At 44.6% G+C, this 19,336-nt stretch carries 19 protein-coding genes; 12 read left to right on the top strand and 7 right to left on the bottom strand.

Going from position 1 to position 19,336, the window contains the following annotated elements:
• Positions 1-120 precede the first annotated feature (120 nt).
• Positions 121-1,161 (bottom strand): C45 family autoproteolytic acyltransferase/hydrolase, encoded by a 1,041-nt coding sequence (locus HRI96_RS01695; protein WP_210117810.1) that lies wholly within the window; start codon positions 1,159-1,161, stop codon positions 121-123.
• 298 nt (positions 1,162-1,459) lie between these two features.
• On the opposite strand from HRI96_RS01695, the gene HRI96_RS01690 reads away from it, so the two are divergent.
• From HRI96_RS01690 to HRI96_RS01660, 7 genes are all read left to right on the top strand, one after another.
• Positions 1,460-1,750: a type II toxin-antitoxin system RelB/DinJ family antitoxin gene (locus tag HRI96_RS01690; protein WP_210117809.1), complete on the top strand. Its 291-nt coding sequence runs from the start codon at positions 1,460-1,462 to the stop codon at positions 1,748-1,750.
• On the top strand, positions 1,740-2,015 hold the full coding sequence (locus HRI96_RS01685) for a type II toxin-antitoxin system YafQ family toxin (protein WP_210117808.1): 276 nt from the start codon (positions 1,740-1,742) through the stop codon (positions 2,013-2,015). The genes HRI96_RS01690 and HRI96_RS01685 overlap by 11 nt, the downstream gene beginning before the upstream one ends.
• Before the next feature lie 52 nt (positions 2,016-2,067).
• Positions 2,068-3,147, top strand: a complete 1,080-nt coding sequence (gene msrB / locus HRI96_RS01680) for a peptide-methionine (R)-S-oxide reductase MsrB (protein ID WP_430741166.1) — start codon at positions 2,068-2,070, stop codon at positions 3,145-3,147.
• Positions 3,148-3,307: 160 nt separating this feature from the next.
• On the top strand, positions 3,308-3,772 hold the full coding sequence (locus HRI96_RS01675; RefSeq protein ID WP_210117807.1) for a peroxiredoxin: 465 nt from the start codon (positions 3,308-3,310) through the stop codon (positions 3,770-3,772).
• A 6-nt stretch (positions 3,773-3,778) separates the two neighbouring features.
• A complete protein-coding gene (locus tag HRI96_RS01670) occupies positions 3,779-4,309 on the top strand; it encodes a GNAT family N-acetyltransferase (RefSeq protein WP_210117806.1) in 531 nt (176 codons plus the stop codon).
• Positions 4,306-5,151 (top strand): uracil-DNA glycosylase family protein, encoded by an 846-nt coding sequence (locus tag HRI96_RS01665; protein WP_210117805.1) that lies wholly within the window; start codon positions 4,306-4,308, stop codon positions 5,149-5,151. Before HRI96_RS01670 ends, HRI96_RS01665 begins: the two co-directional genes overlap by 4 nt.
• 112 nt (positions 5,152-5,263) lie before the next feature.
• Entirely contained in the window at positions 5,264-6,223 is a 960-nt protein-coding gene (locus tag HRI96_RS01660) for a bile acid:sodium symporter family protein (protein WP_210117804.1), read from the top strand.
• An 82-nt stretch (positions 6,224-6,305) separates the two neighbouring features.
• On the opposite strand, the gene HRI96_RS01655 is transcribed toward HRI96_RS01660, so the two are convergent.
• From HRI96_RS01655 to HRI96_RS01630, 6 genes are all read right to left on the bottom strand, one after another.
• Positions 6,306-7,976 (bottom strand): UxaA family hydrolase, encoded by a 1,671-nt coding sequence (locus tag HRI96_RS01655; RefSeq protein ID WP_210117803.1) that lies wholly within the window; start codon positions 7,974-7,976, stop codon positions 6,306-6,308.
• A 20-nt stretch (positions 7,977-7,996) separates the two neighbouring features.
• Complete coding sequence (locus HRI96_RS01650; RefSeq protein WP_210117802.1) at positions 7,997-9,481, bottom strand: tagaturonate reductase; 1,485 nt, start codon at positions 9,479-9,481, stop codon at positions 7,997-7,999.
• Positions 9,482-9,593: 112 nt separating this feature from the next.
• Positions 9,594-10,880, bottom strand: a complete 1,287-nt coding sequence (locus HRI96_RS01645; RefSeq protein ID WP_210117801.1) for a TRAP transporter large permease — start codon at positions 10,878-10,880, stop codon at positions 9,594-9,596.
• A complete protein-coding gene (locus tag HRI96_RS01640) occupies positions 10,877-11,398 on the bottom strand; it encodes a TRAP transporter small permease (protein WP_210117800.1) in 522 nt (173 codons plus the stop codon). The genes HRI96_RS01645 and HRI96_RS01640 overlap by 4 nt, the downstream gene beginning before the upstream one ends.
• Positions 11,399-11,483: 85 nt before the next feature.
• Complete coding sequence (locus tag HRI96_RS01635) at positions 11,484-12,515, bottom strand: C4-dicarboxylate TRAP transporter substrate-binding protein (protein ID WP_210117799.1); 1,032 nt, start codon at positions 12,513-12,515, stop codon at positions 11,484-11,486.
• A gap of 278 nt (positions 12,516-12,793) precedes the next feature.
• A complete protein-coding gene (locus tag HRI96_RS01630; RefSeq protein ID WP_210117798.1) occupies positions 12,794-13,813 on the bottom strand; it encodes a zinc-binding alcohol dehydrogenase family protein in 1,020 nt (339 codons plus the stop codon).
• Positions 13,814-14,240: 427 nt separating this feature from the next.
• Here HRI96_RS01630 and HRI96_RS01625 point away from each other — a divergent pair, with 427 nt between their 5' ends.
• The 5 genes from HRI96_RS01625 (at position 14,241) to HRI96_RS01605 (ending at position 19,318) form a co-directional block, all read left to right on the top strand.
• A complete protein-coding gene (locus HRI96_RS01625) occupies positions 14,241-15,266 on the top strand; it encodes a C4-dicarboxylate TRAP transporter substrate-binding protein (RefSeq protein ID WP_210117797.1) in 1,026 nt (341 codons plus the stop codon).
• Positions 15,267-15,509: 243 nt separating this feature from the next.
• Positions 15,510-16,058, top strand: coding sequence for a TRAP transporter small permease (locus HRI96_RS01620; protein ID WP_210117796.1), 549 nt, complete (start codon positions 15,510-15,512; stop codon positions 16,056-16,058).
• Between the two features lie 21 nt (positions 16,059-16,079).
• A complete protein-coding gene (locus tag HRI96_RS01615; protein ID WP_210117795.1) occupies positions 16,080-17,363 on the top strand; it encodes a TRAP transporter large permease in 1,284 nt (427 codons plus the stop codon).
• A 21-nt stretch (positions 17,364-17,384) separates the two neighbouring features.
• Complete coding sequence (locus HRI96_RS01610; RefSeq protein ID WP_210117794.1) at positions 17,385-18,689, top strand: nickel pincer cofactor-dependent isomerase, group 22; 1,305 nt, start codon at positions 17,385-17,387, stop codon at positions 18,687-18,689.
• Between the two features lie 53 nt (positions 18,690-18,742).
• Positions 18,743-19,318 (top strand): uracil-DNA glycosylase family protein, encoded by a 576-nt coding sequence (locus HRI96_RS01605; RefSeq protein WP_210117793.1) that lies wholly within the window; start codon positions 18,743-18,745, stop codon positions 19,316-19,318.
• Positions 19,319-19,336 lie beyond the last annotated feature (18 nt).

Genomic DNA, 19,336 nt, shown 5'->3' with positions numbered 1-19,336 from the left:
CGTTTATCGGCTGTTTCTTTTGGATCTCGTCCGTATGCGCTGCCAGCCGTTTTTCGGAAGGCAAGACGCTCGTCATACGGATATAATCCGTCCTGATCATTATACTGTAAGTGTTTGTTTTTAACTACGCGGTTTTAAGCACGAATCTTCCCTGAATTTTGTTTTGTCGGGGCTGCCCGCGGCGCAATACACGCTTAAATCGGACGCATTAAACACGGAACTCCATGCGGTTTTAAAATTTTCTTCTTTGCCGTATTGACAGATAAACCCGTATCGTCCCCGTAAAACATCCGTTGCAAATTCCATAGGGTTTTCGATTTTGTTTTGAAAGGTGTCAAATACGGTTTTGTACCGTTCCTGCGATCTGAATATATTTCCGTCGGAATTATCGCGGCGCAGCATACGTTCATCTGTAAAATGATTTGCCGCAACGATGAATTTACTTCCGTAAGGACTGGTTTCGCATTTCCTTATTTCCCTTGTATCGGGCGAAAGCTCCGCAACGGTCATATTAGCGTTTTTATCGCACACCAGAATATTTGCAGGAGAAGATACGGGCAGCATTTTTATGGCGGTTACGGCTGCTTCGGCCGTTTTGCATTTTTCCAAAATAAATCGGATTAAAAACAGCGCATTAAAACCCGGCCGTATTTGTTCCAAATGCGGAAGAACAAAGGTCATCGCGGCTATCAATCCGTGCTCGTTCATTCCTTCTTCGCCGTTTACAAATGAAGACGTATTGAGCAAAAAACGGTTTCCGTTTTCGGGTGCATACAAAATCCTTTTGCTGCCTTTGTGCAAAAACGGCGCAAGGTCATTGTTTCTGCCGTAATACACTTCAGTTCCGTATGAAAAAGCAAATGCCGTGCAGCCCCTCGCTTCCGCAGTCCAAGACTCATCAAGGTTATACAGACAGCAGCCCATGCACATAAGCCACGCCGTAAAAAGTTGGTTATCGGCGTGTACGGTATCGGTAATGCCGCGTATTTCCTCCGCCGCTTCGGGGAAAAATTCTTTTAAAACGAGCCCGCTTGCCGTTCCGATTTTTCTTTGAAGGCCGTCAAGTTTTTCCAAGGGAAATTTTATGCCGGCTTTCAAAAAAATACGTCCCAATTTTTGCCCCATCTCGTAATGCGAACCTTTCAATCGCAAGTGATACATAACGCCTCCGTAAGGTAAAGTCCGTTCAGGATCGGTTTTTCGAGCTGCCCGTATGCTTTTATGATGCGAGATATAATTTTAATGTCAATGAAAAATGAAGGTTTAAAAGCCGCCGCTGAATAAGCGCCGCGCCTTTTAACTTCGAGTTTTCTTAGAAAACTCGTTTATCAACTGTGCGCTCCCGCGCACGAATTCGACAAGACAGGCAGAGCTGCGGAGGAGAAATTACCGACGCTTGAAAATATAGTATAACGGATGTACAATGCATATATAATCTATTACAGGAGATGTAAAACATATGGCAAAGGCGGCAAGTTTCAGCATAAGAATGGATTCCGACATAAAAAAACAAAGCGAATCTTTGTATAATGCACTCGGCTTGAATTTGACGACGGCAATCAATGTGTTCCTGAGGAAGTCCATACAGGCCGGCGGTTTCCCTTTTGATGTACGAATAGATAACTTTAACAGCGAAACTTTACAAGCAATACAAGAAGCGGATTTTATAACTGAAGAAATTAAAAGCGGGCGCAGAAAGCCTTTCACCTCTTGGGAAAAAGCAAAAAAAAGCTTGATCAATGAAATATAAATTCGATTATACAAACCAATTCAAAAAGGACTACCGTAAACTTACCAACCAAAGCATTATTGATGAAGTTGATTCGGTTATTGATAAGCTATTAAATAACAAACCGCTTGAAAAAAAATACAGAGATCATGCATTAGTCGGGAACTATAAAGGATATCGCGATTGTCATATCCGACCAGATTTGGTGTTGATTTATAAAAAAGATAATGATATTTTGGTTTTGACCGCTTTAAGGGTAGGCACGCACAGCGAATTATTCTATTGAATCAACCTGTAACCTTTGTTTCGTGCTATTATTTATAAAATAGAGTATAAATATGAAACGATTACAATGTATAAAAACGGCGTATGCATTTTTATGTGCGTTTGTTCTGTGCGCGTCTTGCGCTAAACCGCAGGATAAAAGCGTTTTGAAAATCGACCGAAAAACTGCAAACCCGGGCGGAAAAACGATGAAAAACGAAAAAGAAATCTACCTTGCAGGCGGCTGCTTTTGGGGCGTCGAAGCGTATTTCGAGCGTCTTCCCGGCGTCACGATGACTGAAACGGGATACGCAAACGGAAAGACGAATAAAACTACATATCACAAATTGTCCGAAACCGATCACGCCGAAACCGTCCGCATCGTTTACGATCCTGCGACAATTACGCTGGAAGAACTTCTCGCCCACTATTTTAGGATCATAGACCCTACTTCCGTGAACCGGCAGGGAAACGACAGGGGCCGCCAGTACCGCACCGGCATTTATTATACCGACGCAGACGACGAAAAGGATGTACAAGCTTTTTTGGATTTTATGCAAAAAAAATATCCCGCACCTCTCGCCGTTGAAAAAGACGTTGTAAAAAATTTCGTTCGCGCCGAAGATTATCATCAAAAATACCTCGATAAAAATCCCGGCGGCTATTGCCACATCGATTTGAGTCTCGCCACAAAACCGCTGTACAATGAAAGCCGTTTTGCAGTGCCCGATAAAGACGCTCTAAAGAAAAAGCTCTCTCCTCTTCAGTACGACGTAACACAGCATCAGGCAACCGAACGACCCTACACGAGCGAATATGACGCTTTCGACGAAAAAGGAATCTACGTCGACATCGTAACGGGGAAACCGCTTTTTTCTTCAACCGACAAATACGACGCCGGCTGCGGCTGGCCGAGTTTTACAAAGCCCATAACGACCGAAGCGGTCGACTACGAAAAAGATACGAGTTTCGGCATGCTGCGTACCGAAGTGCATTCCCGAACGGGGAACTCTCATTTGGGACACGTGTTCGACGACGGGCCTAAAGAAGATGGCGGGCTTCGCTACTGCATAAACGGAGCCTCTCTCAAGTTTATCCCCTATGCCGACATGGAAAAAGAAGGCTACGGCGACTACATGCCCTATGTAAAATAAAGCCGCAAAGTTTCATAAAGGGCGACTGTTATCATCTTTATTTTCATGATAGAATAAAAAACAACGTGTGCAAAGAGCGCACAAAAGCACTGCGAGTTCTCTGCACGGGGAACTTTGCGCTCGCCGCAAGCTGCGCGTTGCTCGAAATTGCAGCATTTTTATGGGAGATAATATGCTTTCTGAAAATACACCGGCGCCGGATTTTTCTTTGCAGGATCAGGACGGCGCGACAAGAAGGCTTTCGGACTACCGAGGCAAAAAAGTGATTTTATATTTTTATTCTAAGGATAATACTTCCGGCTGCACAAAACAGGCGTGCGGGTTTTCCGAATTGCGGCCGCAGTTTGAAAAAAAAGGAGCCGTCATTCTGGGCGTCAGCAAGGACAGCGTCGAAAGCCATAAAAAATTCGCAGCAAAACACGGCCTTTCATTTACTCTGCTTTCGGATCCCGAACTGAAAGTTCTTAAAGCCTATGACGTTTGGAAAGAAAAAAACATGTACGGGAAAAAAGTTATGGGCACCGTCCGCACAACATATCTTATAGACGAAGGCGGAATGATAATAAGGGCTTCGGGAAAAGTAAAGGCGGAATCCAACCCTGCCGATACGTTAAAGCTGATATAACTCAAAATGATTTTACGCTATGCCGCGGTAAACGATATCGACGACATCATAAAGATTGAAACATCCGCTTTTATCCGTGAAATTCAAGAGGATAAAAACGTCTTTGAAGAAAGAATAAAAATTTTCCCCGGCGGATTTATAATATTTGAAACGGAATCTCCTCACGCTGCGGCGGGATATTTCAGTTCCGAGCGTTGGAAATTTGTGCCCGAGAATGATGAAGATTTTAAAATCGGGCATTCGATACGAAAAAAACATGATCCTTACGGCGGCGTTTTATACATAACGTCGTTCGCCCTTTTTCCGCAGTTTAGAGGAAGGGGAATGGGGCCGTCCGTTTTTACCGCATCCTTGGATTTTATCATTAAAAACGAAGCCGCCTCTGGCAGACCTTTAAAAACACTGCTTCTCATGGTAAATGAAGAATGGGAGAAAGCCGTTAATATTTACATAAATTGCGGATTTAAAACAGTCCGTAAAATAAGCGGCGTTTTTCCGCATTCGGACGGCCTTATCATGAAAAAAGATATTTTATGAATAAAAATCAATGGCAGGCTTTTTGCAATTTTAGAGAAGAATTTAAAATGCAGTGCGAAAGCTGGTCCGCGCTGGCTTCCGATCTAAAACCGCTTCAAAAACAGGCGGCGTCAAACGACACCCCTGATTATGAAGTGGAAACTCCAGTTGTCTATAACCTTGATTTGGACAAATTTACTCAAGAAAGCGATATCCGCTTAATAGTTACGGGCGACAATCCCGGAAAAAACGAGCAGCTCGCCGCAAACAGGCGGTATTTGGTTGGACAAGCGGGAAAAATCGCTGAAGGATTTTTCCGGCGCAATAAAGATCTCGGAATAGACTTTCGCAAAAACGTGCTTATACTTAATAAGACGCCGGTGCATACCGCAAAAACGGCGCACCTGCGCTGCCTCATGCGCTCAGGCGACGACAGGATTTTAAAACTCATAGAGCAAAGTCAAATATGGATGGCAAAAAAGACGGCACAGCTTCACCAGGCGCTTTTTGAAAACCTTGAGCCGGGGACGCCGAAGCTTTGCCGCGTGCAGCTTTGGCTTGTAGGCTATGCGGAACTAAAAGGAAACGGAATATTTTTGCCCTATAAAAATGCGCTTTTTTCTTCATATAAAGAGCACGCTGAGGCCTGGCATGCGGTGCGCGTTTATCAGCACTTTTCAATGAACAGGTTTTCGATCGATTTAAACAGCCTTAACGGCAGTCAGCATCCCGGCACAAACGGCGAAAACCGCAGCTTTCAAACCGAAAAACTTGATCTCTCGGAAGCGGACACCACCCCCTCTATGTATGAGAAATTGCAGACCCTCGGAGCAAAACATCGAACGGAAATTTTCGGAAATTAATTTTCAGGCTGCGTAGTCTCCGTGTCGCGATGTACTGCGGCCGTATTCAGCGTCTCAGCCGTCAATCGATACGACAATTGCACGCGCCGCTCTTTAAGACTATAATAGCGGCATGAACCGATCTTTAATTTCCGGGTTCAACGCAGCTCTTGAAAAACTCATGCCCTTTCTCACGCTTTCCGGGCTCATAATAGGATTTTTACTCGGACCAAGGGCCGGCCGTTTTTCGGCTTTTGCCGTACCTCTTTTTGCCTTTATGACCTTTTCCGGCACGATAAACATGAACGTTTCGGATTTCAAACAAACACTTTCGCATCCTCTGCCCATATTCATGTTTTTGATTGTCTTTCATCTTATACAGCCGTTTGCGGCTTGGGCTGCAGCAAGCGTTCTTCTTTCCGGCGACTACCAAATAGCTACGGGGCTCGTCTTGTTGTACTCTATTCCGGTAGCGGTTTCATCCTCGATCTGGACAAATATATTTCACGGAAACATTCCTCTTAACATAACATTGATCCTTATAGATACCTTTTTAGGCCCGGTAGTAACTCCGCTCATAGTAAAGATCTTTTGCGGCGCTGAAATCACTATAAATTCCGCTTCCATGTTTATGTCGCTCGTTTGGATGATAGTAGTTCCTTCATGTTTGGGAATAGCGGCAAACCAAATTTCAGGCGGGAAAATCCCGCAAAAATTTTTGCCTATTTTAAAACCCGCTTCAAAGATCGCACTTTTTTGCGTTATCATCATAAATGCGGGAAAAATAAGCCCTTCTTTAAACTTCGATATGCTTTACATCCGCACGGGAATAATAACCCTTGCGCTGTGCTTTGCTGGATTTTTTATAGCGAACATTTTCGCGGGCATAATCAAACTGCCGTACGATCAAAAAGTTTCCTTCGTATTCAGCGCGGGCATGAGGAACATAAGCGCGGCTCTAGTCATAGCAATAACTTATTTTGAACCGCGCTGCTCGATCCCTGTGGTGATAGGAATATCGTTCCAACAGCTGCTTACGTCAATAAGCGGTAAAATTCTGCTAAAACCTGAAACCGCAACTCAAAAAAAATAATCTATTCGTGCGGGGATTCAATAACTTCGGCGCCGTAAACCCCGCCCGGTCGCCGCTTGCAGTTTCGGCTTGAAGCGGCGGTCTAAAGCGTTACTCCGTTTTTAAAGATCGCTATTTCTCTATAACCGTTTATCTCGTTTCTTGCAGACTTTTTGCCGGAAGCCACATCGCATATGAGCTTTATAAGATCGTCTCTAACGCCGTCCACATTTCTGTCGAGCATCTGCGAGGCGTCAAAATCAATCCATCCTGATTTCTTTTCCGCCAAGGGATGATTGGTCGCAATCTTTATCGTCGGAACGGGAGCGCCGAGAGGGGTTCCGCGTCCGGTAGTAAACAAAATGATGTGCGCGCCGGCAGCCGTCATATCCGTAGTTGAAACGATATCGTTTCCGGGGCCTTCCAAAAGGTTCAGTCCTTTTTTTGTAATCCTGTCGCCGTATTTAAGCACACCGCACACGGGCGCCTTTCCCCCTTTTTGAACACAACCCAGGGATTTGTCTTCAAGGGTAGTGATTCCGCCCGCCTTATTGCCGGGAGAAGGATTTTCATACACTACCTGCCCGTGCTTGGTAAAATAATCTTTAAATCCGTTTATAAGATCTACGGTTTGATTAAAAAGGTCGCGGTTTACACAGCGGTTCATAAGCATCTGCTCGGCGCCGAACATTTCAGGCACTTCCGTAAGCATTACGGAGCCGCCCATCGCGGTAAGAGCGTCGCACACTCGACCCACCAGCGCGTTGGCGGTTATTCCGCTTAAACCGTCGGAACCTCCGCATTTCATTCCGAGCACAAGCTCGTTCATAGGAACCTGTTCTCTCTTGAATTTTCCGGCATAGGAAGCCAACTCCGTCAAAAGTTTGCGTCCTTCGGAAATTTCATCGGCAAAGTCTTGAGCCTTTAAAAATTTTACACGCTCGGGATCAAAGCCGCCGAGCTCTTCCAAAAACTGCTCGCTTGTAATGTTTTCACATCCCAAACTGACAACTAAAACCGCGCCCGCGTTAGGATGATGAACCAGATCCGCCAAAATTTTACGCGTCGTAGCGTGATCCTCGCTCATTTGAGAACAGCCGTAAGGATGCGACCACACAAAAAATCCTTCCAGTCCGCCGTCTTCTTTAGGACCGACTTCTCCGCCGCAGAATTTTCCGTTTGCCCACATGGCAAGATTTTCTGAAATTTTATTTACGCAGCCGACGGTAGGAACGATCCAAACTTCGTTTCGCACTCCTATGCGGCCGTCGGCGCGTTTATAGACATTTATGGACGGTATGTGTTCGCTGAAATAAGCTGTGTCTTTTTTCCACGATTCAAAGGCCTCTTTTGCGCCCTTTTCATCATAAGAATATGTGGCTTCTTCGGAAAGCAAGGTTCTTGTGTTATGCACATGCACGTGAGAGCCTTTAAGGATATCGGTTTTTGCAGCTCCGATCGGATAGCCGTATTTTATGATGGGCTCTCCGCTTTTTATGTCTTTCAGCGCGAATTTGTGTCCCGCAGAAATTTCTTCTTTCAGCGTTACGGTTACTTCCTTTGCATTGCCGGAAGCCTCTACCGTTACATTTTCGCCCTTTTTAAGAGGGGAAAGGGCGACCGCTACGCTGTCGGAAGGGTGTATGCGTATAACTTTTTTTCCGTAGGTTTGCACTTCGTTTTCAAAAGCCGAAGATTCGGGAACGCCGCATGTGTCTTTGTGTTCCGAAAAACCGCCGCACGAACATTTACAATTTTCAGTTTTATTACTCATAGCGTCCATATCTCAAAAATTTATCGGTTGGCGACGGAATCAAGAGCGCTCTTTATTCCGTCCTTTTGAATCGCAGCCAAGTATCCGGCTACGGTTTCTTCAAGCCCTTCGTATTTTGTCAAATCCTCTTTCCAGAATTTTTCATGTTTTAAAACCGCTTTTGCCAATTCCTTGGGATCCTTTGTCTTTGCGTACAGGTCTTCAAAGAATTTAAGAGAATCCGTGTCGTCCTGCAATTTTACGGCAACTCCGCCTCTTTTATGAACGGTTGTCATTTCGCGGTCGGCCGTCACCTTTCCTTCGTACAAAGCTATGATGGAAGCAAGGTCAAATGCAAGAACTTGCGGAACTTTTCCTTCTTTTTTGATAAATCCCGTTACGGACGGAAGGTCTCTGACGGGGAATTTTGCCGTCGTGTTGAGCAGAATGCTTGAAAGTTCGTGTTTAATGAACGGATTTTCAAAGCGTTCCAAAACATTATTCGCATAATCTTTGAGAGCTTCTTTATCGCCGTCCATAGACGGAATTATCTCGTCAAACAGGCCTTTTTTGATGAATTTTATCATGTTTTTATCGATGATGCTTTCGCGGACGGTTTCAAGCCCGTAAAGATATGCGGGCGGTACAAACATCGTGTGAGTGCCGTTTAATATGCGCACTTTGCGCGTGCGGTAAAAAGACATATCCTTTGTCCATATAACGTTCAGCCCCGCATCCTTGAGAGGAAATTCCTTTGCAAGCTTATCCAAGTCGCCTTGAGATTCGATAACCCAAAGATGGAAAATTTCAGCGGAATCAAGAAGGTTGTCCTTGTACCCCTGCTCGCTGCAGATCTTTTCGGCTTCTTCTTTAGGATAGCCCGGAACTATGCGGTCTACCAAGCTGTTGCAGAACGTACAGGCCTCGTTCACCCATTTTGTAAAGTCCGCTTCAAGGTTCCATTCCTTTGCGTAATCAAGGATTATCCGTTTTAAATTATCGCCGTTTTTTTCGATCAATTCGCACGGAATAAAGACCAATCCGCTGCTCGCAGAACCGTTAAAAGCTTTAAAGCGGCGATACAAAAACTGACAGGCCTTTGCAGGAAACGATGCAGGCGGCTTGTCGTCCAATTTGCATCCGGGCGCGTAAGATATTCCGGCTTCCGTCGTATTTGAAACCACAAATCTAAGGTCCGGGCTCTTGGCGTAAGCAATGTAATCGTCATATTGATCGTAAGCTTTTATACATTTACTCACGGACGTTATGACGCGACGCTCGTCAACTTTTTTTCCGTTTTGGATTCCGCGAAGAACGGTGGTATACAATCCTTTTTGTTCGTTTATCATATCGCTGAGTCCCCGCTGGAGCGGCTGAACGATTACAACGTTTCCGTTAAATTTTGTTTTTTCATTGGCCACATCGATCTGCCAATCCACAAATGCGCGCAGAAAATTTCCTTCCCCGAATTGAAGAACCTTTTCAGGGCGGGAAACAGGCTTCTTTACGTCAACAATAGATTTCATATTAAGTCTCCTCTAATTTTAGCACGGCTATTGTATGCTCTATGATATAATAGTCTTTTTACGCTTTTTGACTACTGCTTTTACATGTTTTCGATCAATTAAAAAGCTTTTATCAGTAGATCAGAGATACTAATCCCGTCGTAAACACAGGAACAAACGTAAACATAAGCAGATCGAAAAAGAGCAAAATATAAAAAGGCACCGCCTCTTTTATAAAATCTTTAGTTTTACAGCCGGTAATACTGCATGTAACGAACATAAGAGTTCCCATGGGCGGCGACAAAGCTCCTATGGCGTTATTGAAAATATACATCATCGCAAAATGAATTTCATCAATTCCGTAGGCGGCCGCAATGGGAGCCAAAAGGGGAACCAAAACTATCATGGACGCATTGCCTTCTATGAACATTCCGACCAGCAAAAGAAAGACGTTTACGATCATTAAAAAAACATACTTACTCTTTATGGACGCTACTATCCATTCGGTAAGCTGCTGAGGAATTCTTTCTTTTGTGAGAACCCACGAAAACACGGTTGCAGACGCCACAATGAGCATTATCGAAGCCGTAGTAGCGGCCGTTTCCTTTAGACCAATTATCAGGTTTTTAACTTTCAGATCCTTGTAGCCGAACCCCAGAATGATAGCGTAAATTATCGCAACAGCTCCGGCTTCCGTAGCCGTAAAAATACCGAGTCTTATGCCGCCTATGATTATGACGGGAAGACACAACGGGGCTATGGCGGGAGGAACCACTCTTTTATAATCTTTGGCCGTCATCCGCGTTGTGCGAAGCGGCGCATATCCGCGGCGTTTGGAAAGCCATGAGACAAGCATCATCATGGTTACGCAGAGGAAAAAGCCTACTCCAACTCCCGAAACGAACAGTTTGCCGATGGAAACATTTGCAATACACCCGTACAAAATCATAGCTATTCCGGGCGGAATCAAAGGCGTTATCATGGAAGACGTTGCGGTAACGACCGTAGAAAAAGCCTTGGAAAACCCTTTTTCTTCCATTTCGGGCACAAGCATTTTTGCTTCCATCGCGGCATCTGCAAGATTCGATCCTGAAAGCCCGCCCATAAGGGTCGACAAAAGGACGTTGACCTGCGCCAATCCGCCGGTCATGCGGCCGGTTATCACGCTGCAAAAATCCATTATGCGCCTTGTAACGCCCGTGTAATTCATAAAGGTTCCGGCGCAAACGAAGAACGGAACGGCGAGCAAGGAAATACTTTCCGCTCCGGTTATCGCATGCTGAGCGAATACGATTTGATTTATTCCGGGATTAAAGACAAAGTATAGTATTGAACCTCCCAAAATCGAAATAAAAACCGGTACTTTTAGGAACAGCAAAAGGAGCATCGTCACTGCGGATAAAATAATTAAAAAATTCATTTCTCTTCCCCCTCTTGCGATCTTTCCATACTTTCTTTAGAGCGGTATTTTACCCTGAAATAGTTCCACAACATCACGATGCAAGAAACTGGCGCTATTCCGTAAACTATAGTATAAGGAATCCCCAACATGCTGGTGCTTCTGCCGCTTCTGACAAAAAGAGAAACAAATCCTATGCTTTGGTAAAACAGATACAAAAGAACTGCGACGACCACCGCGTCTATAAAAAACTCCGTCGCCTTTTGCAACTTGAGAGGAAACAGTTCCACAACCATTTCGATAGCGACATGACTTTTTGTCCTGAACGCGCCTCCTGCAGCGGCGAACACGATCCATACCATACAGAAAAGCTGAACTTCTTCAAGCCACGTAAAGGGACTGCCCAGCACATAACGCATGATAACGCCTAAAAACGTTAATATTATAAGAACCGTAAGAGCCAAAGAAGCTACCATAAAATCCAAGTTCGACAATATCGCTCTTACTATTTTACATTTTTTTCCGCATTGCTTTTTCATAATTACCCTTAAGAAAAATATCTTTGACGAATCAAACTAAAAACAGATAAGGCTGCAAATAATGCAGCCTTCACAATAAATCGACTCAGTTTTCTCCCATCGCTTTTCTTACGGTTCGATATAAGCCCTGAGACCAGCCGAATTGACTTCCTTTGTCATAAAACGGCATGGCCGCATCTCGGAATTCTTTTTGCAGGGCCGGGGTCATTTCTACAACCTGAACGCCTTCCGCTTTCATTTTTTTCAAATAGTCGTCTTGCGCCGCATCCTGAAGCTTGTTGTTGTAAACGCCGGCTTCATTACCCGTTGAAACAAGAAGTTCTTGCTGGCTCTTCGTTAAAGAGTTAAACATAGCCGCGGAACATACCCATGTGGTAAAGTTTTTTACGTGTCCGTCCAAAATGAGATATTTTGCGACTTCCTGCAATTTACGGCCGTAAAGAGTAGACAGCGGATTTTCGGCTCCGTCGATCGTCTTTGACTGTAAGGCCTGGTAAACGTCGCCGAGGCTCATTCCCGTAGCGGCCGCGCCGAGCACGTTCATTCCTTCAGTCTGAATCTGGTTTGAAGGAACGCGAATCTTCATGCCCTTAAGATCCTTTACGCTTTTTACAGGTTTAACCGTTAAGGTGTGGCGATCGCCGTAGATCCAGTTTGAAGAGACAAGTTTAAGTCCTTTTTTCTCCAACAGACTGCTCTGCTGTTTGTACCAATCGCTTTCTATCAATTTCCAACACTGATCCCAGTTTTCAAACAAAAACGGACCGAATACTATACCCATATCCTTTACGCCGTAGTCGGCATAAAAGGCTCCGTCTGCCAATGTCATCACGGGCTCGCCTAAAAGCATGGAGTCGATAAGTTTATTCTTGCTGCCGAGTTGACTATCAGGAAACAGTTCGATTACCAAAGAGCCGTCTCCCTTTTCCGCAACAAGGCTCTGCCATTTTTTCAGAGCTTGTCCTACGGGTTCGGACATCGAATTTTCAAATCCTATCTGAATTGTCATCTTTTTGGCGGAAGACGATTCGTTCGCTCCTCCGGCAAAAACCATACCCACAACCGCAACACTCAACGCCAGAAAACACACAAATTTACGGCTTCCATCTTTTAACATTTGGACCTCCTTACAATGCGGCATTGCAGAAAATATCGATTTTCAAAAATGCCGCATCCGTGCGCTCTTTGCGCACATTTGATAAATCAAGAAAACTGCCCGAAATTTTCGGACAGCCCGATTCTCACCCAATTTATAATCTCAAGTTTTCAAAGAAAACTGAAATTCCGTTGTGCGCCGCTTATTTTTACCTGTAAACTTTTTTTAACTCTTATTTTTCCGGCAAACCCGCCCTCGGCAGAATTTAAGACGGATTTTCAAGCCGGAATATGTAAACTTTATGTAAAATCTATGAGAACTTTGAGCATAGTTCCCTGGTTTGCGTCAAAATCGCTGAACGCTTTTGCAGCGTCTTTAAATTTATAGACGTTCGTAATTATCTTTTCCAAAGGCGCCTTTCCGGCTTTTACCAAATCGATCAGTTCAATAAAATCCTTTTTCAGCGCATTGCGCGAACCGTAAACGTTCAGTTCTTTTTTTTGCAAAAGAGTAAAATTAAAATCGGCGTTTTTCTTTCCCACACCTATCTGAACGACTCGTCCGCCGAAACAAGCGGCATCTATACAATTTAAAAATGTGGAAGGAAGGCCTACCGCTTCAGCCGTAACGTCAAAGCCGTTGCCGTCGGTTATTTCACTTACGGCTTTTGAAAAGGCTTCGGGATCGGTGTTTAAGATCGTGCCGTCTATTCCGAATTGTTTGGCTATTTCAAGTTTTTTTTCCGCAACATCGGAAATCCAAACCTTTGCGCCCTTTGCTTTTGCGGCAACTGCGGCAAGAACACCTATGGTTCCGGCTCCCACAACAAGAACTTTTTCTCCTTCTTTTACGTTGCACCGTGAAATTCCGTGATAGGATATGCAAAACGGTTCGATAACCGCAAGAACTTTAGGATCAAGTCCTTTGCCGTCATAAATGCGCTCGAGCGGCATCGTTATGTATTCGGCAAAACCGCCTTCCCTTTGGACGCCCATCGTCTGGTTGTCCATACACGCGTTTACGATGCCGTGTCTGCAGGAATAACACTTTGTACAATTGAAATAAGGATTGCAGGTTACTACCATTCCCTTTTTCAGACCGTATTTGTTTTCGTCTATTTCGACGATTTCGGCCGAAAACTCGTGCCCCGGAACACGCGGATAAGAAAAATATGCAAAAGTTCCTCTGTAAGATCCCAAATCGGATCCGCAAATTCCGCCGTACAGGGGTTTTAACAAGGCTTCTCCCGGCTTGCGGGTGGGTTTTTGAATATCCTTGATTACGACTTCTTTAGGATTATTAATACAAATAGCTTTCATAGGCTATAACTCCCGTATCTTACTATATAACACGATAAAACATCACCGTGTATAAAAATACTATACCTTAACATACCTCGATGTCAAATTCTTTATAAGGAGCGGCTCTTGCAGCAAGTGTGATTTTTTTGCCTATTTCCGTGCCGCCCGCATACCCCTGCATCAGCCCATATCAGCCGCCCATATCCGTATTGACAAATTTCCAATCACGGTAAAGAATAGGGCATCTTAAAAAACTCACGGTGCAAATGCCGCGGTTGAGCTTTGGGGTAGGACTAACCTTACCTTGCATATCTTGTTTTTAAAACGCACCTTTTCATCGAACAACGAAACTGTCGAAAAATTTCGAGTTTTATCATCTCGAAATTGATATTAAAAGCAATGGGGAAACGCATTAAAATGTCTTCCCCGCAAAGGAGAGAAAAAGATGAAAAAGTTTTTAATCGGATTCATCTTGTTGGTTGGGCTTGTCGGGATCGTATCTGCAGCAGATGCAAAATCCGGCAATAAAAAAGCAGCTGCAAAGACTGTAAAAATTTCCGTAGGATACGAAAACGCCACTACGGAACCAGCAGCAAAGGCCGTAGAAATGTGGGCAAAGCTGGTTAAAGAAAGAAGCAACGGATCTATGGAACTCGCTTTGTTCCCGAATTCCGCACTCGGAAAAAAGACGGAACTCATCGATCAGATGATCACGGGCGAAGCTATGATCACCGTTGCCGACGGAGCTTTTTTGGCGGAATACGGAGTTCCCGATTTCGGCATTTTTTACGCGCCTTTCGCTTTTGAAACATGGGACGAAGTGTGGAAGGTTCTTGAAACTTCTTGGTACAGAGACCTTTGCAACACTTTGGCAAAAAAGGTCAACATCCGCGTCTTAACTTCCAACTGGATCTACGGAGCGAGAGACATCATATCCACTAAAAAAGTCGTAGTGCCCGCAGACCTTGCAGGTTTAAAGATGCGCGTTTCTCCGAACAAACTTTCGATCGACAGCTTCAAATCACTCGGAGCCGCCGCAATCGGAATGGACATGGGCGAAGTGTATCAGGCCCTGCAGTCAAAAACGATCGACGCCGTAGAAAACCCTGCAGCTCCTCTTGCCAACAGATCTTTCCACGAAGTTGCTAAGTATCTTTGCGAAGATCACCACATCCTAGCCACTTCAATGTGGATCTGCGGAGAAAGATTCTTTAAAACTCTTACGGCGGAACAGCAGAAAATTCTTATGACAACGGCCGACGAAGCGGGGCTTTTCAACAACGAACTTCAATCCGCGGCGACGGAAGACGCAAAGAAAAAGATGATTGCCGCAGGCGTTACGATCACAACTCCCAACGCTGCAGAAAAAAAGGCATGGGTTGACGCCGCACAAAAATTCCTTAAAACGGGCGGGAAGTCTCTGGGTTGGTCCGACGGACTTTATGATTCCGTCCGCGCTGCAGTAAAATAAGAAGGTTTAAAAGCCGCCGCTAAATAAGCGCGGCATCTTTTAACTTCGAGTTTTCTTAGAAAACTCGTGTTATCAACTGTGCGCAAAAAGCGCACGAAAACGGCATTCTCGGAAATTGAAATTTCCTCGCATGTCGTTTTTTAACGAACGTTTAAAAGCCGCCGCTGAGACATCGCGGCGTCTTTTAACTTCGAGTTTGCTTTTAGGCAAACGTCGCTTATTAAACTAAGGAAATAGAACAAAATGTCTGATAAAAAGCAAGCAAATGCCAAATCAATTTTGAGGTACGTGGATATCTACATATCCTCAGCGGCTTTGATCGTTTTGATCGCGATTACTTTCTTGGGCGTCATAGCGCGATACTGTATAGGCTCGCCGTTCGGCTGGACTGAAGAAATGCAGGCTTTTTTAATAGTCTGGGTTGTCTTTTCAGCTGCCGGCGCGGCTTTCCGTACCGGAAATCATTCGGCAATAGATATAGTATATGTGTCCGTTCCAAAGAAAGCCCATAAGGTTTTGGATGTTTTAATTGCAGTAATTTCGATCCTGGTCTTATGCTATTTAGCCTATACAACGGTAATATACTTAAACTTGTTTATGGCAACCGGCCGCAAAACTTCGGTTTTACAGATTCCTTATATTTTTATTTATTCCATAGTTTTATTGTCCTGTGTTTTACAAATCATAAATTTCGTCATGGTAAACATTTTGGGAAAATGGGACGAATCTGTGGATCTTATTGAAGAAAATAAACTCACAGGCAGTGAATTTTCGGGAACCGACGACAAATAGAAATAGAATAGGAGAAATAAAATGAATCTGATCGCCGTATGCGCAATAGTGTTGCTAGCGCTTTTATTTATGAAAGTTCCCGTTTACATAGCCGTACTCGGAGCCTCCGCCGTTTATACAATTTTCAACCCTTCAATCAACCCGATGATCTTTGCGCAAAAAATGATAAGCGGCACGGAAGGTCTTTCCCTTCTGGCCATACCGTTTTTTGTTTGCGCCGGCATATTTATGAACTATACCGGCGTCACAAAGAGGATCATGCATTTTTGTGAAGTCATGACTTCCAGAATGTACGGAGGGCTCGCCCAAGTCAATGTTTTGCTTTCAACCCTTATGGGCGGCCTTTCCGGTTCGTCATTGGCGGACGCCGCCATGGAATGCAAAATGCTCGTTCCCTCTATGGTCAAATCAGGCTTTTCGCTGTCTTTTTCGGCGGTCGTTACCGGCGCTTCGGGAATGATAGTCCCTCTTATTCCTCCGGGAGTAGGCCTTATAATATACGGCGTCATAAATAATATTTCCATCGGAAAATTGTTCGTCGCCGGTATTGTTCCCGGCCTTACGATGACCGTCACTTTAATGATTTTCGTCAGGTTCTATTCGAAAAAAAGAAATTATCTTCCTAAACGAACTACGAAAATTTCCGTAAAAGAAAAAATCGATGCCCTAAGACCCGCGATTTGGCCTCTCCTTTTGCCTATCATAATCATTGGAGGCGTGCGGCTGGGTATTTTTACCGCAACGGAATCCGGAGCCGTCGCAATCGCTTATGCGCTGTTTTTGGGAATATGCTATAAAGAGCTTAAGCTAAAAGACTTTTTACAGGGATGTAAAGAAGGCGTCATAACTACTACTTCCATAATGCTGATAATAGGAGCGGCAACTTGTTTTTCATGGATTCTTACAAAAGAACAGATTCCGCAGGCCGTTTCGGCATGGATGGTTTCCATAATCCGTAACAAGTACGTATTCCTTATCCTTGTAAATATATTCCTAGTTATTGTAGGAATGTTTATCGAAGGCAACGCTTCGATGATCGTTTTGGCTCCAATCTTAGCGCCTGTCGCGGCACAATATGGAATTGATCCGATCCATTTCGGAATGGTGTACATATTCAACTGTACTATAGGAGCTTTTACGCCTCCGATGGGAACTTTAATATTTGTTTGCTGCGGAGTTACGGGATGCTCCACAAAGGAATTTATAAAAGATTCCATACCGTTCTACTTTTTATTCTTCATCGATCTTATATTGATCACATTCTTCCCGCCGCTTTCGACAGGATTGGTCAATCTAATCTATTAGCAACTTAAAGAAGGAAAATATATGAAATTTGACGCCGAAAATCGTAAAATCGTCAGTGATTTGGTAAAAGACACTTATCTGCCTAAGATGTTTAAGATTAAGCAGGTGTTTCCCAGACCGCGCATAGAAATAAAAGACATACCGCAGTCTGTCTTTAACGCTTTGGATGAAAACGGTTGCGGATCCAAGGTAAAAAAAGGCATGCGTATAGCGATTACAGTAGGTTCCAGAGGAATAAGCAACGAGGCCTTGGTCGTAAAAAGCATTGTCGATTGGGTGATCCGTCAAGGGGCGGATCCCTTTATAGTGCCTGCAATGGGAAGCCACGGCGGCGCCACTGCGGAAGGACAGGTTGGAATCCTTGAGTCATACGGGGTTACGCAATCGTATTGCGGCTGCCCCATCCTGTCGTCAATGGAAGTCAAAAAGATCGGCAAAACTGAAACCGGGCTCGACGTATTTATAGACAAGTACGCTGCGGAAGCCGACGGTATCATCGTAAACTGCAGGATTAAACCTCACACGGCGTTCCGCGGCCCCTATGAAAGCGGTTTTATGAAAATGATGGCCATTGGTCTGGGGAAACAATACGGAGCGGAAGTCTGCCATGAAGCGGGATTCAAAAACATGGCAAAAAACGTTCCCCTGTTCGGCAATGCAATACTCAAAAATGCTCCTGTTCTTTTCGGCTTGGGCGTTATCGAAAACGCATATGACGAAACCTGTTCGGTTATAGCATTGGACGCAAAGGACATAGCCGAAAAGGAGCCGGAATATCTGAATCAGGCTAAGGCAAACATGCCGAGAATTCTTGTAGACGAGTGCGATGTTCTTGTCGTAGACTATTTGGGGAAAAATTTCAGCGGCGACGGCATGGATCCCAATATAACGGGAACGTTTTGCACTCCCTATGCTACGGGCGGAATCAAAAGTCAACGCGTCGCGGTTCTTGACTTAAGCGAAGAAACTCACGGCAACGGGATAGGGCTGGGTTACGCAAGCGCAACTACACAAAAAGTATTTGACAAGTTGGATCTTGGGAGCATGTACCCCAATGCAATAACGTGTACCGTTTTGGGAGGAGTGCGCATTCCGATCATTATGGCCACGGAAAAAGAAGCCGTTCAACTCTGCGTCAAAACCTGTAACGAGATCGACAAAAAAAATCCGAAAATCGTACGCATCCCCAACAGTCTGCACATAGAGCATATCTTTCTTTCAGAATCGTATTATGAGGATGCAAAAAAGAATCCTCAGATCGTAATCGAAAGCGCCCCTAAGCCTATTACGTTCGACGCGGCAGGCAATATTTTAGACGAATATTGACGGGCTAAAATAACGGCGAAAGCCGCCGGCGGCGCCCTTAAGGAAACTAAACAATGAAACCTCTTCTTTACGACGAAATAAATCAAGCGAAAATGAACGAAGTGTTCAGAGAAAAGGGCTGGTCACCGTTATACACGGCGTCTCCGCGCTCGCGCATTGCGCTTATAGGCCAGGCGCCGGGACGGATCGCCCAAGAAACTAACAAAACGTGGAACGACGCAAGCGGAAAGCTGCTCAGACAGTGGCTGGGTGTGACGGACGAGCAGTTTTATAATCCTGATTTGTTTGCAATTATTCCCATGGATTTTTACTATCCGGGCAAGGGCGAACACGGCGATCTTCCGCCCCGAAAAGAGTTCGCAGCAACATGGCATCCCAAATTGTTAGCTCGTATGCCGGACATCCGGCTTACAATCTTAATCGGAATTTACTCGCAAAAATATTATTTGGCGGAGAATGCAAAACAAAACCTAACCGAAAACGTAAAAAATTTCAAAAGCTATTTGCCCGATTATTTTCCGCTGGTTCATCCGTCGCCGATCAATATCTTCTGGCGCAAGCGAAATCCGTGGTTTGAAACAGACGTTGTCCCTGCCCTGCAGGCGGTAGTTAAAACCGTGCTGGCATAACCTCACGCAAAAGGAAAT

Origin of the sequence: Treponema parvum, assembly GCF_017893945.1 — a bacterium.
Taxonomy (GTDB): Bacteria; Spirochaetota; Spirochaetia; order Treponematales; family Treponemataceae; genus Treponema_D; species Treponema_D parvum_A.
Note: the sequence above shows the minus strand (reverse complement) of the source record. Positions and strands in the feature narration are given on the sequence as shown.

Excerpts from the sequence above, each read along its gene's own strand:
- HRI96_RS01645 (WP_210117801.1), bottom strand. The coding sequence starts at position 10,880 with ATGAATTTTTTAATTATTTTATCCGCAGTGACGATGCTCCTTTTGCTG.
- HRI96_RS01610 (WP_210117794.1), top strand. The coding sequence starts at position 17,385 with ATGAAATTTGACGCCGAAAATCGTAAAATCGTCAGTGATTTGGTAAAA.
- HRI96_RS01620 (WP_210117796.1), top strand. The coding sequence starts at position 15,510 with ATGTCTGATAAAAAGCAAGCAAATGCCAAATCAATTTTGAGGTACGTG.
- HRI96_RS01665 (WP_210117805.1), top strand. The coding sequence starts at position 4,306 with ATGAATAAAAATCAATGGCAGGCTTTTTGCAATTTTAGAGAAGAATTT.
- HRI96_RS01660 (WP_210117804.1), top strand. The coding sequence starts at position 5,264 with ATGAACCGATCTTTAATTTCCGGGTTCAACGCAGCTCTTGAAAAACTC.
- HRI96_RS01625 (WP_210117797.1), top strand. The coding sequence starts at position 14,241 with ATGAAAAAGTTTTTAATCGGATTCATCTTGTTGGTTGGGCTTGTCGGG.
- msrB (WP_430741166.1), top strand. The coding sequence starts at position 2,068 with ATGAAACGATTACAATGTATAAAAACGGCGTATGCATTTTTATGTGCG.
- HRI96_RS01615 (WP_210117795.1), top strand. The coding sequence starts at position 16,080 with ATGAATCTGATCGCCGTATGCGCAATAGTGTTGCTAGCGCTTTTATTT.
- HRI96_RS01635 (WP_210117799.1), bottom strand. The coding sequence starts at position 12,515 with ATGTTAAAAGATGGAAGCCGTAAATTTGTGTGTTTTCTGGCGTTGAGT.
- HRI96_RS01650 (WP_210117802.1), bottom strand. The coding sequence starts at position 9,481 with ATGAAATCTATTGTTGACGTAAAGAAGCCTGTTTCCCGCCCTGAAAAG.
- HRI96_RS01690 (WP_210117809.1), top strand. The coding sequence starts at position 1,460 with ATGGCAAAGGCGGCAAGTTTCAGCATAAGAATGGATTCCGACATAAAA.
- HRI96_RS01695 (WP_210117810.1), bottom strand. The coding sequence starts at position 1,161 with ATGTATCACTTGCGATTGAAAGGTTCGCATTACGAGATGGGGCAAAAA.
- HRI96_RS01655 (WP_210117803.1), bottom strand. The coding sequence starts at position 7,976 with ATGAGTAATAAAACTGAAAATTGTAAATGTTCGTGCGGCGGTTTTTCG.
- HRI96_RS01675 (WP_210117807.1), top strand. The coding sequence starts at position 3,308 with ATGGGAGATAATATGCTTTCTGAAAATACACCGGCGCCGGATTTTTCT.
- HRI96_RS01605 (WP_210117793.1), top strand. The coding sequence starts at position 18,743 with ATGAAACCTCTTCTTTACGACGAAATAAATCAAGCGAAAATGAACGAA.
- HRI96_RS01670 (WP_210117806.1), top strand. The coding sequence starts at position 3,779 with ATGATTTTACGCTATGCCGCGGTAAACGATATCGACGACATCATAAAG.
- HRI96_RS01640 (WP_210117800.1), bottom strand. The coding sequence starts at position 11,398 with ATGAAAAAGCAATGCGGAAAAAAATGTAAAATAGTAAGAGCGATATTG.
- HRI96_RS01630 (WP_210117798.1), bottom strand. The coding sequence starts at position 13,813 with ATGAAAGCTATTTGTATTAATAATCCTAAAGAAGTCGTAATCAAGGAT.
- HRI96_RS01685 (WP_210117808.1), top strand. The coding sequence starts at position 1,740 with ATGAAATATAAATTCGATTATACAAACCAATTCAAAAAGGACTACCGT.